Raw genomic sequence first — 14,574 nt, 5'->3', positions numbered from 1 at the left:
GGGCTGCGGGTGGAGTTTCGGGTGGATCTACCAACCCCCCACCAACACCCTCGAAGACCTCCTCGCCACCATCTACACCACCACCCTCGGCCACCCCCGCATCAGCACCACCGACTCCTTCTTCGACCTCGGCGGCGACTCCCTGTCCGCCATGCGCGCCATCGCCACCATCAACACCACCCTGCACACCCACCTCACCGTCCGCACCCTCTTCCACACCCCCACCATCACCCAACTCGCGGCTGTGGTCCGGCAGCAGAGCGGCGGCACCGAACCGCTGCTCCCGGTGGAGCGTCCCGATGTGGTGCCGCTGTCGTTCGCCCAGACCCGGATGTGGTTCCTCAACCATCTGCTCGGCTCCTCCGCCGTGTACAACCTCGCGGTGGCGCTACGTCTGCGCGGCCGGCTCGACACCGAGGCCCTTCGGCTGGCCCTGCGCGACGTCGTGGGGCGGCACGAGAGCCTGCGGACGGTGTTTCCGTCGACCGACGGTGTGCCACAGCAGGTCATCGTCCCCGCCGAGCAGGTCGACACCGGATGGCAGGTCATCGACGCCGTGGACTGGTCGACCGAGCGGCTCGAGGCGGCGATCGCGGAGCAGGGGCGCCACGATTTCGATCTGGACTGCGAAACACCGCTGCGGACAGTTCTTTTCAGGATCGATGACGACTCTCACGTGCTGGTGGCCACGGCCCACCACATCGCCGCCGACGGCTGGTCGGTGACGCCACTGGTGCGGGATCTGGCCACCGCCTACACGAGTCGCTCCGCGGGACACCCGCCGCCGTGGGCGCCGCTGCCGGTGCAGTACGTCGACTACACCCTCTGGCAACGCCGCGCACTCGGCGACCTCGACGACAGCACAAGCCCGATTGCGGCACAGCTGGCCTATTGGGAGCAGGCACTGGCCGGGATGCCCGAACGCCTTCACCTGCCCACCGACCGGCCCTATCCCCCGGTCGCCGACTACCGCGGCGCCACCCTCGACATCGACTGGACGGCTGAGCTACACGCCGGAGTCCGCAAGCTCGCCCGCGACCACAACACCACCACCTTCATGGTGATCCAGACCGCCCTGGCCATTCTGCTCGGCGCACTGGGCGGCAGTACCGATGTGGCGGTGGGGATCCCGGTGGCCGGTCGCGGCGATCCCGCACTGGACGACCTGGTCGGATTCTTCGTCAACACCCTGGTGCTACGGGTCGACCTGTCCGGCGATCCGACGGTGGCGGAGTTGCTGGCCCAGGTGCGGGAGCGGAGCCTGGCGGCCTATGAGAACCAGGACGTTCCGTTCGAAGTTCTGGTGGAGCGGCTCAAACCGGCCCGGTCACTGACCCACCACCCGCTGGTTCAGGTCCTGCTGACCTGGCAGAGCTATCCCGGGCACCGTAGCGAGTCCGACAGCGCATTACACCTTGGTGACCTCGACGTCATCGCCACGCCCATCGAAACCCACACTGCCCGGATGGATCTCACCTTCTCACTGTCCGAACAGTTCACCGAGAACGGCGAACCGGCCGGCATCAGCGGCTCGGTGGAGTTTCGGGTGGATGTGTTTGATGGGGTGGGGGTGTTGGTGGATCGGTTGGTGGCGGTGTCTACCAACCCCCCACCAACACCCTCGAAGACCTCCTCGCCACCATCTACACCACCACCCTCGGCCACCCCCGCATCAGCACCACCGACTCCTTCTTCGACCTCGGCGGCGACTCCCTGTCCGCCATGCGCGCCATCGCCACCATCAACACCACCCTGCACACCCACCTCACCGTCCGCACCCTCTTCCACACCCCCACCATCACCCAACTCGCCCGCCACATCATGGACACGCGGCGGGAAAAGGATTCGGAGGATTCACTTTTCGTCGCCGTTCACGGCCACCACCCCGACGTCGTGCGCGCGGCCGACCTCACCCTCGACAGGTTCATCGACGAGGCGACACTGGCCACCGCCACGACCCTTCCCGGGCCGCGCGCCGAGATGCGCACGGTGCTGCTCACCGGCGCGACCGGATTCCTGGGTCGCTACCTGACACTGCACCTGCTCGAACAGATGCAGGCGGTGGACGGCCGGCTCATCTGCCTGGTGCGGGCCGAGTCGGCCGCCGATGGGTGGCGCCGCCTCGAAGAGTCCTTCGACCGTGGCGACCCGAACCTGCTGCGGCACTTCCGCGAACTCGCCGCCGAGCACCTGGACGTGGTGGCCGGCGACAAGGTCGAGCCGAACCTCGGCCTCGACCTGCCGACGTGGCAGCGGCTGGCCGACGAGGTCGACCTGATCGTGGACTCCGCTGCACACGTCAACGGCGTGCTGCCCTACAGCGAGGTGTTCCGGCCCAATGTCGTTGGCACCGCTGAGCTGATCCGGTTGGCGCTGACGACGCGCAAGACGCCGTACGCCTACGTTTCGACGGCCAATGTGGGCGACCAGCTCGACCCCTCGGCGTTCGTCGAGGATGCCGACATCCGGGTGATCAGCCCTACCCGCCGCAACGACGGCGGGCCCGCCAACGGCTACGGCAACAGCAAGTGGGCCGGGGAAGTGCTGCTCAGGGAGGCCAACGAACTCTGCGACCTCCCGGTCTCGGTGTTCCGCTGCGATCTGATCATGGCCGACACCAGTTATGCCGGCCAGGTCAACACCTCGGACATGTTCACCCGGATGGTGCTGAGCCTGGTAGCCACCGGGATCGCGCCACGCTCCTTCTACCGACTCGACGAACACGGTGAACGTCAGCAGGCCCACTTCGACGGATTGCCGGTCGAATTCGTGGCCGAGGCCATCGCGACGCTCGGCGCCCAGGTAGCCGACGGATTCGAGACCTATCACGTGATGAACCCGCACGAGGACGGAATCGGCATCGACGAGTACGTGGACTGGCTGATCGAGGCGGGGCATCCGATCCGGCGGATCGACGACTTCGGTGACTGGTTGCAGCAGTTCGAGGTGGCCCTGCGCGGACTGCCCGAGGAACAACGCCGGCACTCGGTATGGCAGGCGCTGTTGTTCGGGGAGACCGGGCGTCTACAACCGCTCACGCCGACCAGCGGCGGCATCGCTGCGGCGCCGCGGTTCCGCGCGGCGGTGCAGGCCGCCAAACTCGGCTCGGACAAAGACATTCCGCACGTCTCGCCGGCGATGATCGCCCAGTACGTCACCGACTTGCAGCTGCTGGGACTGCTCTGAACGCCCGGGGGAACACCATGCTCGGTCTGCTGCGCACCCACTGGAAGCCGATGGCGGGCAGCCTCCTCCTGCTTGGTGTCGCTGCGGTGCTGACCCTGCTGCAACCGCTGATGGCCGGACTGATCGTCGACCGGGCTGCCGCCGGCGCACCGATTCTGGCCTTGATCGTGGTGCTGGCCGTGCTGCTGGTCAGCCAGTTGGCCCTGGAGTCGGTGGGACAGTTTCAGCTGGATCGTACGGGCGAGAACATCGTGCGGGCGCAACGCACGGTGTTCACCAATCATGTTGTGCGCCTGCCGATCGGCGTGCTGGACCGGACCAGGACCGGGGAACTGCTGGCCCGCGGCACCAATGATGCCGGCGTGCTGCGCGAGGTCCCCCGTGCGATCGGCGATATCGCGTTCGGCACGTTGGCACTGCTCGGCGCCGGTGCCTTCATGGTCGCCATCGACGCACTCACCGTGGTCGTGGTCGTGGCCCTGCTCGCGATCGCGCTGGCCGCCAGTATTCCCTTTCTGTCCCGGATCCAGCGGGCCGCGCTGGCTCGTCAGGCCGCACTGAGCGAGTACACCGCCGCGCTGGAACGAGCCCTCGGTGCGGCGCGCACCGTCAAACTGTTCGGCGCCGAAGACCGCGAGGCGCAGTCCATCGCGGTCAGTGCGCAGGCGGCGTATGAGGCCGGGGTGCGCATCGCCTCGTCCACCGCGATCGCTGTCCGCACCGTGCGACTGGCCGTCACCGCGTCGTTTCTGGCGATCATGCTGATCGACGGTCGACGCGTCGCCGACGGCAGCTTGACCATCGGCCAGTTCGTCACACTGTTCACCTTCGGGCTGTACGCGATCTTCCCGATCACCGCGGCGGTGCGTGCGCTGACCGAACTGCGGACCGCGGCAGGCGCCTACCAGCACCTGACAGCCACCTTGCGCAGCCTCCCGGAGGACAACCCTGCTTCGCCGACGGTGGTGACACCGGCTGAACTGCAACAGGTTTCGCAAGGCTCCGCGCTGGTGGAGTTCGATCGCGTGTCGTTCGCCTACGGGACGGACACGGTGCTCAACGAGGTGTCCTTCCACCTCGACCGCGACCGCATCACCGCTCTGATCGGACCGTCGGGTGCCGGCAAGTCGACGATCCTGGCCCTGCTGTGCCGATTCCACGAGCCCGCCGGCGGAGTGATCCGCTGGGACGGCCACGATGTCCGCGACATCCCGATCGGCACCCTGCGATCCCGGCTGGGCCTGCTGGAGCAGGACGCCCCGGTGCTGCACGGAACGATTCGCGACAACCTGCTCATCGCCGACCCACAGGCCGGCGACGACGACCTGTGGCGGGTACTCCGGCAGGCGAATCTCGCCGACGAGATCGCCGGCCTGCCCGGCCAACTGGACGCCCCGGTGCTGCAGCACGGGCGCAGCCTGTCCGGCGGACAGCGCCAACGACTGGCCCTGGCGCGGGCACTGCTGTCCCGCTCGCAACTCATCCTGATGGACGAGCCGACCGCACATCTGGACCGTGCCAACGAGTACGACGTGATGACGAATCTTGCGCAGGCGCGGGGTGAGCGCAGCGTGTTCGTCGTCGCACACCGCCTGTCGACGGTGACCACCGCCGACCAGATCCTGGTCCTGCGCGATGGCCGGATCCAGGCGAGCGGCACACACCAAGAACTGTTGGACATGCCGGTCTACCGGAACCTGATCGAACAGGAATTCACCCAGCGCTAGCGCCGGGTGACATCACGCGGGAGGAGATGGTCGTGCTGCAGGCGGTGACCCGGCTCGCCATCGCCGCACCGCGCCGTGTCCTGGCGGTCGCACTGCTCGTGATGGTCGCCTGCGGGCTGTTCGGTGTCACCGCGATCAAGAATCTCTCGGGCGGCGGGGGCCTGGATCCGGGTTCGGAGTCCTCCCAGGCCACCGATCTGCTGTCCCGCACGTTCGACCGCGGCGGGATGGGGCTGGTGATCACCGTGACGGCCGACGACGGCGCCACCGGGCGACGGGCCAGAGCCGTGGGCACCGACGTGGTTGCCCAGCTGCGGAACTCACCACACATCGCGAACATCCAGTCCGCCTGGACCGTCCCGCCCGCCGCAGCCCGGTCGTTCATCAGTACCGACGGCCGGATCGGCTTGATCACCGCCACCGTCACCGGCGACGACACCGAAGCCCAGAAGTACGCCCGGCAGATCGCCGACGAGCTGGTGCAGGAGCGCAATGGTGTGGTCGTGCGTGCCGGCGGCGAGGCCACCGTCTACTGGCAGGTGAACAGCCAGACCCAGAAAGACCTGTTGGTGATGGAGTCGGTGGCGCTGCCGCTGAGCTTCCTGGTACTCGTCTGGGTGTTCGGCGGGCTGGTTGCCGCCGCACTGCCGGTGGCGGTCGGCATCGTGGCGATCCTGGGCGCACTGGCTGCGCTGCACGGGATCTCGTTGTTCACCGACGTCTCGGTGTTCGCCCTGAACCTTTGCGTCGCCATGGGAATGGCGTTGGCGGTGGACTACACCCTGCTGATTCTCAGCCGCTTCCGGGAAGAACTCGCCGACGGTCAGAGCCGGGAGAAGGCGCTGACGACCACGATGGCCACCGCCGGGCGAACCGTGCTCTTCTCGGCGGTGACGGTGGCGCTGTGCATGGCCACGATGGTGGTGTTCCCGCAGTACTTCCTGAAGTCGTTCGCGTATGCGGGCGCCGCCGTAGTCGCATTCGCCGCCGGGGCCGCCCTCATCGTGACCCCGGCCGCGATCACGCTCTTGGGGCGGCGACTCGATGCACTGGATGTCCGGCCTGCGATGCGCCGGCTGCTCTGGGGGGTTCAGGGAGTTCCGCGCACCTGGGAAGGGTTGTCCTGGTATCGGTGGACGCGTTTCGTCATCCGCCACGCGGTGCCGATCGGCATTGCGGTCACCGCCGTGCTCCTGCTGCTGGGCTCACCGTTCCACCGGGCGCAGTGGGGCTTCGCCGACGACCGCATCCTTCCGGCATCGGCATCGGCACGGCAGGTGGGAGATCAACTGCGCAGCCAGTTTCCGGGCAGTACTGTCCCGGACGTCACCGTCGTCCTGCCCGACGTCGCGGGTCTGCCGGCCCGGGACCTCGACATCTACGGTGCCGCATTGTCGATGGTCTCCGACGTGGCATCGGTGTCGGCACCGGGTGGGGCGTTCGTCAACGGGCGCCGTGTGGGAGCACCGTCGGCACCCACCGGAATCAGGGACGGCAGCGCCTTTCTCACGGTGCGGACCACCGCACCGCCGTACACCACCGCCTCGGCCGTACAGCTGGACGGGTTGCACGCCGTGCCCGTCCCAGGTGGGCGAGCGATGCAGCTGACCGGAGTCGCGCAGAGCAACCGCGACAGCGTCCGCGCCATCGCCTCGCGCCTGCCCGTCGTCCTCGGGCTGATCGCATTGATCACAGTGGTGCTGGTGTTCCTGTTGACCGGAAGTGTGGTGCTGCCGGTCAAGGCGGTCCTGATGAACCTGCTCTCCCTGACCGCGGCGTTCGGCGCGCTGGTGTGGGTGTTCCAAGAGGGGCACCTCGGCGGTCTGGGTACCTCGGCCACCGGCGTGCTGGGCGTTCAGCTGCCGGTGTTGTTGTTCTGCATCGCCTTTGGGTTATCGATGGACTACGAGGTGTTCCTGATGGCCCGCATCCGGGAGTACTGGCTGCGCTCTGACCGCGGACCGCAGGCCAATGACGAGAGCGTGGCCCTGGGAGTCGCGCATACCGCCCGGGTGATCACCGCGGCCGCGCTCATCATGACGATCTCGTTCGCGGCACTGATGGCCGCGCAGGTCTCGTTCATGCGGTTGTTCGGTTTCGGGCTCACCATGGCCGTACTCGCCGATGCGACACTGGTGCGGATGGTGCTGGTGCCAGCCTTTATGCACGTGCTGGGACGGCTCAACTGGTGGGCACCGGCGCCGTTGGCGCGGCTGCACCAACGGCTCGGCCTGCACGAGTAGGACCGCCGCCCGGCCGAATTCAGCGCAGCGAGTACCGAATCGGCAGGTGCTTGACTCCGCCGACGAACGTGCTGGCGACGATCTGCGGGTCACCGGCGAGTTCGATGCTCTTGATCCGCGGGACGAGCTCGGAGAAGAAGCTGTTCATCTCCATCCGGGCCAGCGAAGCACCCAGGCAGAAGTGCACGCCGTAGCCGAACGCCAGATGCTTGTTCGGGTCTCGGCTGACGTCGAAGCGCATCGGATCGGTGAACACATCCTCGTCGCGGTTGGCCGAAACATAGGACAGCAGAACCGATTCCCCCTTGGCGATCGGCACGCCGCGGACCTCGGTGTCGGCCTGGGCGGTACGCATGAACTCCCGCACCGGGGTGGTGAACCGCACCATCTCCTCGACCGCGGTGCCCATCAACCCGGGATCGGCTTGCAGCCTGGCCAGTTCACCGGGGTTGCGCAGCAGTTCGAGCAACCCGCCTGCGATGCCCGCACTGGTGGTGTCATGGCCGGCGCTGGCCACGATCACGTAGTAGGACAGCGTGTCCATGTCGGACAGGGGTTCGCCGTTGATCTTGGCGTTGGCCACCGCGGAGGCCAGGTCCTCGGTCGGCGTCTCGCGACGGGAGGCGGTCAGCGCGGCGAAGTAGGCGAAGAATTCCATCAGGGTGGCCAGCAAGGCCTCCGGGTCGACATCGCGCTGGAACTCGGAGTCCTCACTGCCGAACAACTCCTGGGTGAGCTTGAGCATGCGGGGGAAGTCCGATTCGGGCAGACCCAGCAGGGTGAGAATCACGTACAGCGGGTAGTTGACCGCGATCTCCTGGGCGAAGTCGAGCTCCGGCCCCTTCTCCACCATCATGTCGACGTACTGCTTGGCCAACTCGTCGCAGCGCGCCTTGAGCACCCGCAGCGCCGACGGCTTGAACCAGTCCGCACCGATCTTGCGCAGATCACGGTGGTGCGGGTCGTCGATGTGGATCAGGGTGGCCAGCCCGGCGCCCGCCTCCCGATCAGCCCGCATCTGGGCATCCAGAGCCGCATCGAGCAGCACTGCCCGCGGCGCGTTGGTGAACAGATCATTCTGGCGCTCGATGTCCATGATGTCGGCGTGTTTGGTGATCGCCCAGAACGGATCGAAGCCCTCGACGTCGACCCAGGACACCGGGGCGTGCGCGCGCAGGTGAGCCAGCGCCTCGTGCAGCCGCTTCTCGTCGGCGTAGGCCGTCGGGTCGGCCAGCACCCGTCCGGCCGGGTCCATGATCCGAGTGGTCATCGTTGTCACTCCCTCGCCGACGAGCGGCCTCGCGTAATCTAGAACGAACTCGTTCTAGATTATGACCGGCGCCACAGAATGGTCAAGGATGGGCTCATGACAGTCGACGGCCGCACCTACGGCGGGCTGACCGCCGAGCAGCGGTCCCGGGAGCGCAGACAGCGCCTGCTCGACGCGGCGCGGGCGCTGATCGCCGAGGTCGGGGTGGCGCCGTTGACCGTCGACCTGGTGTGCCAGCGGGCCAATCTCAGCAAGCGCTACTTCTACGACGAGTTCGCCACCAAGGACGATCTGCTCGACGTCTGCGCCGACGATCTGTACACCCGGCTCTACGACACGATGACCGAGGTGGTGCGCACGGCACCGATGGACAGCAGGGTCAGCGGGTCGATCCGCGCGACCCTGGACATCCTGGCGGCCAACCCGTCGGATGCCCAGCTGTATCGGGAATCTCCGGGATTCCCGCGGCTACGGGCCCGCCAGCAGCGGGCCGTGCGGGACGTCACGGCGTTGATGGCGCGGGGCGGGCTACCGTTCACCGGCCGGGCGAAACCCTCGATCGATCGCACGCTGGCCACCCGCGCCTTGGTCACGGCCACAACGGAATTGATCATCGGCTGGCTTCAGGGTGATGTCGACACCGACGAGGACACGCTGATCGCGACGATCACCGCCACCTCCCTGGGCGCGGCCCGCAACCTGTAACGCCTACTTACCCAGGCCCTTTTCCATGAATCGGCCGACGGTCTCGACCGCCCGGCGCCGGCTCATCAGCCGGGTGTTGATGAGCGTGAACAGATGGTTGGCCCGCCCCGGAGTGATCATGTGCTTGCGCCCGATCGACGACAGGATCTGGGTCGCGCACTGATTCGGATCGGCGATCTGCCACTTGGGGTAGTTGTCCAAGGCATCACCCTGGGTGTCCATCAGGCCGGCCGACACCACAAGAACGTCGACTCCGGTGTGGCGCAACTCGAACCACAGCGCCTCGCCGAAGGCGATCTGAAACGCCTTGTTTCCGGCATAGGCACCGGTATAGGGCGTCGGAGTCAGCCCCGCCGCCGAGGACACCACCACGACCGCGCCCCGGCCCCGGTTCACCATCAGGGTGGCCAGGGGGTGGATGAGATTCACGTATGCCCGCGCGTTGATGTCGATCATCGCGTTGTGCACGTCGAGATCCATGTCGAGGATGGTCGGGGTGTCCTTCGGGGTGAACATGTGGTTGCAGATCAGCACGTCCACGGTGATGTCGTTGAGCGCCTGCATGATTCGCGGATAGGAGGCCAGATCCCCGAGGTCGGCGGCGATCGGGCGCACCTCGATTCCGTAGGCGCTGCGCAGTTCGTCGGCCCGGGTCTGCAGATCGGCTTCCAGGATGTCGACGAGGACCACGTTGATCCTGTGCTCGGCCAGCTGGCGGGCCAGCGCGTAGCCGAGACCTTCGGCGCGAGCGCTGCCGGTGACCAACGCCCACGATCCGGCGAAACGGTCGACAGGATGCCCAGCTGTCATGGCCGCCTCACTCGCTCAGTGCTTGTCGCCGGCCGGGGTGAGAACAAGATCCACCGCGTCGTCCAGCGCACCGGCCATCGCGCCGTAACCGCCCGGAGTCGACCGGGCGTGCAACAGGGCTCCGGAGAACACCATGTGCAAGGTCGCCGCAATGGCCGGTGGGTAGCCGGGTCCCAGCGACGCGCTGATCCGCCGGCCGATCTCGCCGGCGATCTTGAGCCGGACCGCTTCGACAGCGGCATCGTCGGCGATGATCGCGATAGTGCAGGCGTCCGCCAGGTAGGGCCGGTCGGCCATCAGGAGCAACAGGCTGCGCAACAGCGCCTTGACCCGGGTCGCCGCAGTGTCGTTGACATCGGTGAAGGTCGGCGCATCGCGCAGCAGCCGAAGGTAGACCTCGGCGACCAGGGCTTCCTTCGAGGGGAAATACGTGTAGGCCGTGGTTGGCGAGACACCAGCCCGCGCGGCCACCCCACGCACCGTCAGATCGCTGTACGGGATCTGCGTGAGCTCGTCGACCGTCGCATCGAGCACCTTGCGGATACTCTGCTCGGACCGCAGGTTCTTGCGCCGCCGTACCGGCGGGACGGCTGCCTCCGCCGCAACGTTTCCGGACACCTGTTCAGATTAAGCTCGGCCCGCGTGATCCGCAAGAGGTCCCGGCCGCCGGCTCATACCGGCCCGTCGGACGCGGCGGCGACCACCGCGCCGGTGATCGTGCGAACCAGTTCGCTGTCCAACTTCCAGCACTGCCAGAACAACGGAACGTCGAGGTTGACGTCACAGACCCGGACGAACACCCCGCTCTCGATGCCCACGGCGGCCAGTTGCTCGGGGAACATGCCCCAGCCCAGCCCGGCCCGTACCGCGGCACCGAAGCCCTCCGCCGTCGGCACGTAGTGCACCGGCCTGGTGACGTCATGCCGAAACACCTTGCGGATCAACATGTTCTGCAGCGCGTCATCACGATTCCAGGCCAGCGAGGGCGCCACGGCCGCAGCCCGGGCGGTGAATCCGTCGGGCAGGTACCGCTGAATGTAGGCGGCGCTGGCCACCGGCACATACCGCATGACACCCAGCGGATGGACGCGACACCCGCCGATCGGGGTGCGCTCGGTGGTGACCGCACCCATCACCGCGCCCTCCCGCAGCAGCCGCGCCGAGTGGTCCTGGTCCTCGATCCGCAGATCGAACATGACGTCGGGCAGCGAGGTGAACACGGTGGTGAACCAGGTGGCCATCGAGTCGGCGTTGACCGCGATCGATACCCGGGCGGCCGGGCCGTCAGCACCGGTTTCACGCAGAGCCTCCGACTCCAGCAGCGCGATCTGGGCAGCCAGCCTCAGCAGTGGCACCCCCGCACCGGTGACCGAACATGGCTTCTGCCGGACCACCAGCACCTGACCGACGCGTTGCTCGAGCGCCTTGATCCGCTGACTCACCGCTGACGGCGTGACGTGGAGGCGTTCAGCGGCAGCATCGAAGCTGCCGAGATCGATCACGGCGGCGAACGCCGCGAGCTGGTCCCCGTCGATGGCCACATTAGCAATACTAATCCAGCTTCAGAATCATTAGTTGGACTTCAGCAGGCCGGGCTTTTAGCGTCGATGGCATGTCCTCACCCCTGCTCGTCGGTTTCCTGACGTCCCTGACGCTGATCGCGGCCATCGGCGCTCAGAACGCCTTCGTGCTGCGCCAGGGCATCCGCGGTGAGCACGTGCTGGCGGTCGTCAGCGTCTGCGCGCTATCCGATCTGGTGCTGATCGTCGCCGGCATCGCCGGGATCGGCGCCCTCATCACCGCACATCCGCAGACCGTCACCATCGCCAAAATCGGTGGCGCGGCGTTCCTGTTCGGCTACGGTGCGCTGGCCGCCCGCCGGGCACTGCGTCCGTCGACCCTGAACGCCACCCAGGACGGCCCGGCCCGACTGGTCTCGGTATTGCTCACCTGCCTGGCGCTGACCTTCCTCAACCCGCACGTCTACCTCGATACGGTCGTGCTGCTGGGGACGATCGCCAACCAGCACGCCGACAGCCGGTGGCTCTTCGGTATCGGCGCGATCAGCGCCAGCGTGGTGTGGTTCGTCAGCCTCGGTTTCGGGGCGCGCCGACTGGCCGGGTTGTTCGCCACCCCGGTCACCTGGCGGATCCTCGACGGGCTGATCGCCGCGACCATGATCGCGCTGGGGATCTCGCTGCTCGTCGGCTAGGACTTCGCGCGCCGACAGGCGCGTCAATAGCCCGGTGGGTGACAATCGGTACATGGCGGAGGCTATGCGTTTCCCCAGCCTGCGGGAACGGAAGAAAGCCAAGACGCGCGAGAGTATTCGGCGCGAGGCGTTCCGCCTGTTCGAGGAGCGCGGCTACGCCGAGACCACCGTCGAGCACATCGCCGAGGCCGCCGAGATCTCGGCCAGCACCTTCTTCCGCTATTTCCCGAGCAAGGAGTCGGTTCTGCTGGCGGATGACCTCAGCCTGGTGATGCTGGAAGCGCTGGCCACCCAGAACGTCGAGATGACACCGATCGCGGCGTTCCGGCAGGCCGTGCACGACGCGTATGAACGGATGACGGCCGACGAATGGGATACCGAGAAGACCCGGCAGCGGCTGATCTACTCACTGCCCGAACTGCAACCCGCACTGCGCGAAGAGTTCAACACCCTGGTGACCGGGGTGTCCGAGGCGATGGGCCGGCGCCTGGAACGCGGAGCACACGAACTGGAGATCCGCGCGTTCGCCGGTGCCGTCGTCGGCGCGGTGATGGCGCTGGGCAACCGGGGCCCCTTCTCGCTGGACAACGTCGACCAGGCACTGGACGTATTGGAGTCGGGTCTGCGGCTGGATTGAGCTAATGTCGCGCCGTGGGCACGCACTGGAGCAGGCGTGAGTTTCTGGGGGCCGCCGGAGCGGCCGGGTTGCTGTTCGCGACGGCGTGCTCGTCGAAGGACGCCGGGGGCTCCACGCCGAAATCGGTCACCGTCAAGCACATCTTCGGCGAGACCACACTGAACGCTCCACCCAAACGAGTGGTCAGTGCGGGGCTGACCGAGCAGGACGACCTGCTGGCCGTCGGGGTGGTTCCCATCGCCGTCACCAATTGGTTCGGCGATCAACCCTTCGGCGTATGGCCGTGGGCCGCACCCAAACTGGGTCCCGCGCAACCTGTTGTCCTGAACCTGGACAACGGAATTCAGGTCGACCAGATCGCCGCGCTCAAGCCCGACCTCATCGTCGCCGTCAACGCCGGACTCGACGCCGACACCTATCAGAAGCTCAGCGCTATCGCGCCCACCATCGCCCAGTCCGACGGTGCCGCCTTCTTCGAGCCGTGGAAGGACCAGGCCGCTGCAGTCGCGACCGCGGTGTTCAGGGCCGACGAGATGCAACAGCTGATCACCGCGGTGGACGCCAGGTTCGCCGACATCGCCAAGAACAACACCGGCTTCAAGGACAAGAAAGCCGTGCTGCTGGCGGGCACCCTCTCGGCCGGTACCGCAACGGCGACGCTGCCCGGTTGGCGTACCGAGTTCCTGACCGCCATGGGTCTGCAGATCGCGGACAGCGTGACCCGCTTCGCGGTCGACGATCACCAGGCCGCTATTCCGCTGGACAAACTCGGCGATGCGCTGGACGGTGCCGACGTGCTGATCTGGTCCACCGAGAGCGACGCCGACCAGGCCGCCCTGTTGGCCGATCCGGCTGTGGCCGCGCTGACGGCGACCAAGCAGAACCGCAACGTGTTCACCGGCAAGGACCTCGCGGGCGCGATCGCCTTCTCCTCGCCGCTGTCCTACCCCCTGGTCGCCGATCAGCTGCCCGCACTGATCACCCGCGCGCTGGGCTGACCCGCATGTTTGGATAGCACCCGTGACAAGCAGCCAGACCGACGCGACACAGCAGGACGCCCCCATCCCGGGCTTCGCCCAGGTCGGCTCTCGTTACTATCCGATTCTCGTCGCCGTCTTCACCGCCCTGGTGATCATCTCGAACGTCACCGCCACCAAGGGTGTCGCGTTCGGCCCGATCATCACCGACGGCGGCTTCATCGTCTTCCCGCTCACCTATGTGATCGGCGACGTCCTGTCCGAGGTGTACGGGTTCAAGGCCGCCCGGCGTGCCATCATTCTCGGCTTCGCAATGAATGGTTTGGCGGCGCTTGCCTTCTGGGTGACGATCTACCTGCCCGCGGCCGACTTCTACACCAATCAGGAACACTTCGAGAACATCGTCCACGCCTACACCCAGCTGATCGTCGCGGGACTGGCCGGCTTCATCGTCGGACAGACCATCAATGCCTGGACGGTGGTGAAGATCAAGGAGCGGACCAAGGAGAAGCACCTGTGGGCGCGGCTGGTGGGGTCGACCTTCGCCGGCCAACTCGGTGACACCCTGGTGTTCTGCAGCATCGCCGCCGGCGCCATCGGGATCACCACGTTCGGTGACTTCGCCACCTACACCGCGCTGGGTTGGCTCTACAAGACCGCCGTCGAGGTGGTCATGCTGCCGGTCACCTACCGCGTCATCGCCTACATCAAACGCCATGAGCCCACTTACACCGCGATGGTGTGACGGCAGCGATAAATATGAGATGCCTGGCAGGTCTGAATCTTTGGTAAGGCAGCTCTGGCAGT

11 protein-coding genes and 2 pseudogenes are annotated in these 14,574 nt (G+C 66.9%); 9 read left to right on the top strand and 4 right to left on the bottom strand.

Annotation, left to right across the window (positions count from 1 at the left end; all coding sequences use genetic code 11):
* Positions 1-25: 25 nt before the first annotated feature.
* From BN3385_RS29400 to BN3385_RS04210, 4 genes and pseudogenes are all read left to right on the top strand, one after another.
* Positions 26-1,432 (top strand): annotated as a pseudogene (locus BN3385_RS29400) (condensation domain-containing protein); the annotation flags it as partial.
* A gap of 167 nt (positions 1,433-1,599) precedes the next feature.
* A pseudogene (locus BN3385_RS29395) lies at positions 1,600-3,186 on the top strand (thioester reductase domain-containing protein); the annotation flags it as partial.
* Positions 3,187-3,203: 17 nt separating this feature from the next.
* On the top strand, positions 3,204-4,913 hold the full coding sequence (locus BN3385_RS04215) for an ABC transporter ATP-binding protein (RefSeq protein WP_059015324.1): 1,710 nt from the start codon (positions 3,204-3,206) through the stop codon (positions 4,911-4,913).
* Positions 4,914-4,945: 32 nt separating this feature from the next.
* Positions 4,946-7,156 carry an MMPL family transporter gene (locus BN3385_RS04210; RefSeq protein ID WP_059016380.1) on the top strand — a complete coding sequence of 737 codons (2,211 nt, stop codon included), beginning with the start codon at positions 4,946-4,948 and terminating at the stop codon, positions 7,154-7,156.
* 19 nt (positions 7,157-7,175) lie between these two features.
* Here BN3385_RS04210 and BN3385_RS04205 read toward each other — a convergent pair whose 3' ends face one another.
* Positions 7,176-8,426, bottom strand: a complete 1,251-nt coding sequence (locus BN3385_RS04205; protein ID WP_059015322.1) for a cytochrome P450 — start codon at positions 8,424-8,426, stop codon at positions 7,176-7,178.
* A gap of 96 nt (positions 8,427-8,522) precedes the next feature.
* Here BN3385_RS04205 and BN3385_RS04200 point away from each other — a divergent pair, with 96 nt between their 5' ends.
* A complete protein-coding gene (locus BN3385_RS04200; RefSeq protein ID WP_197415119.1) occupies positions 8,523-9,131 on the top strand; it encodes a TetR/AcrR family transcriptional regulator in 609 nt (202 codons plus the stop codon).
* Between the two features lie 3 nt (positions 9,132-9,134).
* On the opposite strand, the gene BN3385_RS04195 is transcribed toward BN3385_RS04200, so the two are convergent.
* From BN3385_RS04195 to BN3385_RS04185, 3 genes are read right to left on the bottom strand one after another with little or no spacing between them, the layout of a single operon-like run.
* The gene (locus BN3385_RS04195) at positions 9,135-9,941 is read right to left on the bottom strand and encodes an SDR family NAD(P)-dependent oxidoreductase (protein WP_082690275.1); all 807 of its coding nucleotides are present in this window, start codon (positions 9,939-9,941) and stop codon (positions 9,135-9,137) included.
* A gap of 15 nt (positions 9,942-9,956) precedes the next feature.
* The gene (locus BN3385_RS04190; RefSeq protein WP_059015316.1) at positions 9,957-10,559 is read right to left on the bottom strand and encodes a TetR/AcrR family transcriptional regulator; all 603 of its coding nucleotides are present in this window, start codon (positions 10,557-10,559) and stop codon (positions 9,957-9,959) included.
* Positions 10,560-10,612: 53 nt separating this feature from the next.
* On the bottom strand, positions 10,613-11,482 hold the full coding sequence (locus tag BN3385_RS04185) for a LysR family transcriptional regulator ArgP (protein ID WP_059015314.1): 870 nt from the start codon (positions 11,480-11,482) through the stop codon (positions 10,613-10,615).
* A gap of 71 nt (positions 11,483-11,553) precedes the next feature.
* Between BN3385_RS04185 and BN3385_RS04180 the strand changes: the two genes are divergently transcribed.
* Genes BN3385_RS04180 through BN3385_RS04165 form a run of 4 tightly spaced genes read left to right on the top strand, consistent with a single transcriptional unit; the run spans position 11,554 to position 14,512 of the window.
* Positions 11,554-12,153 carry a LysE/ArgO family amino acid transporter gene (locus tag BN3385_RS04180; protein WP_059015312.1) on the top strand — a complete coding sequence of 200 codons (600 nt, stop codon included), beginning with the start codon at positions 11,554-11,556 and terminating at the stop codon, positions 12,151-12,153.
* A 52-nt stretch (positions 12,154-12,205) separates the two neighbouring features.
* Complete coding sequence (locus BN3385_RS04175; RefSeq protein ID WP_059016378.1) at positions 12,206-12,790, top strand: acyl-CoA-like ligand-binding transcription factor; 585 nt, start codon at positions 12,206-12,208, stop codon at positions 12,788-12,790.
* A 14-nt stretch (positions 12,791-12,804) separates the two neighbouring features.
* Positions 12,805-13,788, top strand: a complete 984-nt coding sequence (locus BN3385_RS04170) for an ABC transporter substrate-binding protein (protein WP_082690274.1) — start codon at positions 12,805-12,807, stop codon at positions 13,786-13,788.
* A 22-nt stretch (positions 13,789-13,810) separates the two neighbouring features.
* Positions 13,811-14,512 carry a queuosine precursor transporter gene (locus BN3385_RS04165; RefSeq protein ID WP_059015310.1) on the top strand — a complete coding sequence of 234 codons (702 nt, stop codon included), beginning with the start codon at positions 13,811-13,813 and terminating at the stop codon, positions 14,510-14,512.
* Positions 14,513-14,574: the final 62 nt, after the last annotated feature.

The sequence above is a fragment of the Mycobacterium sp. M26 genome (assembly GCF_001494595.1).
Lineage (GTDB): Bacteria > Actinomycetota > Actinomycetes > Mycobacteriales > Mycobacteriaceae > Mycobacterium.
Note: the sequence above shows the minus strand (reverse complement) of the source record. Positions and strands in the feature narration are given on the sequence as shown.

Excerpts from the sequence above, each read along its gene's own strand:
- BN3385_RS04195 (WP_082690275.1), bottom strand. The coding sequence starts at position 9,941 with ATGACAGCTGGGCATCCTGTCGACCGTTTCGCCGGATCGTGGGCGTTG.
- BN3385_RS04200 (WP_197415119.1), top strand. The coding sequence starts at position 8,523 with ATGACAGTCGACGGCCGCACCTACGGCGGGCTGACCGCCGAGCAGCGG.
- BN3385_RS04205 (WP_059015322.1), bottom strand. The coding sequence starts at position 8,426 with ATGACCACTCGGATCATGGACCCGGCCGGACGGGTGCTGGCCGACCCG.
- BN3385_RS04175 (WP_059016378.1), top strand. The coding sequence starts at position 12,206 with ATGGCGGAGGCTATGCGTTTCCCCAGCCTGCGGGAACGGAAGAAAGCC.
- BN3385_RS04180 (WP_059015312.1), top strand. The coding sequence starts at position 11,554 with ATGTCCTCACCCCTGCTCGTCGGTTTCCTGACGTCCCTGACGCTGATC.
- BN3385_RS04215 (WP_059015324.1), top strand. The coding sequence starts at position 3,204 with ATGCTCGGTCTGCTGCGCACCCACTGGAAGCCGATGGCGGGCAGCCTC.